Raw genomic sequence first — 1,066 nt, 5'->3', positions numbered from 1 at the left:
TGTGATGTCCAGGGAGGTTGTACCGCCCGGCATCGGTGAGTCTGTCTGACAGACGAAGGCCTCCGGTTGTGAAGTGGAGCTGTCTAGTTCACCGCTTCACTGACCGGAGGCCTTCGTGTCCCACGCTAATGCTGCCCTGACTCCACGCGCCCGACTGCGACTTGCTCAGCTCGTCGTCGACCGCGGCTGGACCTACGCGGCAGCGGCCAAGATGTTCATGGTCGCTGCACGCACCGCGAAGAAGTGGGCCGACCGGTACCGCTGCGAAGGAACGGCGGGCATGGTCGATCGCAGTTCGCGCCCGCGCTCGTGTCCGACCAAGACGCCACCACGGGTCGTGCGCCGGATCGTGCAGTTGCGATGGCGTCACCGGCTCGGTCCGGTCCAGATCGCCGGCCGGCTCGGGATGCAGGCCTCGACCGTGCACGCGGTGTTGGTGCGCTGCCGGATCAACCGGCTCTCCCACATCGACCGCGTGACCGGCGAGCCGCTGCGCCGCTACGAGCACGATCACCCGGGCTCGTTGATCCACGTCGATGTCACCAAGTTCGCCAACATCCCCGACGGTGGTGGCTGGCGATACGTCGGACCACAGCAGGGCCGCAGGAACAAGGAGGCCACCGCCCAGCGCACCGGCAAGCGGGGCAATGCCTACCGGCCGGCCATCGGGACCGCGTTCGTGCACACCGTGATCGACGACCACTCACGGGTCGCCTACGCCGAGATCCACGCCGACGAGAAGGCCGCCACCGCGATCGGCGTCCTGCACCGCGCGGTCACCTGGTTCGCCGAACGCGGCGTGAGCGTCGAGCGAGTTCTGTCCGACAACGGCTCGGCCTACAAGGCCTACGCCTGGCGCGACGCCTGTGCCGAGCTCGGCATCAAGCACAAGCGCACCCGGCCCTACCGGCCCCAGACCAACGGCAAGATCGAACGCTTCCATCGGACTCTGGGCGACGGCTGGGCCTACGCCCGGCTCTATGAATCAACCGAACAGCGCAACGCTGCTCTGCCCGGCTGGCTCCACTTCTACAATCACCACCGAGCCCACTCCGCCATCGGCGGC

Annotated in this window: 1 protein-coding gene; it reads left to right on the top strand. The window is 67.5% G+C overall.

Going from position 1 to position 1,066, the window contains the following annotated elements:
* Window positions 1–115: 115 nt before the first annotated feature.
* On the top strand, window positions 116–1,066 hold a 951-nt coding region (locus AC1C2V_RS19715; protein WP_495391346.1), incomplete at its 3' end, for an IS481 family transposase.

The organism is Isoptericola sp. Y541, from assembly GCF_059445465.1.
Note: the sequence above shows the minus strand (reverse complement) of the source record. Positions and strands in the feature narration are given on the sequence as shown.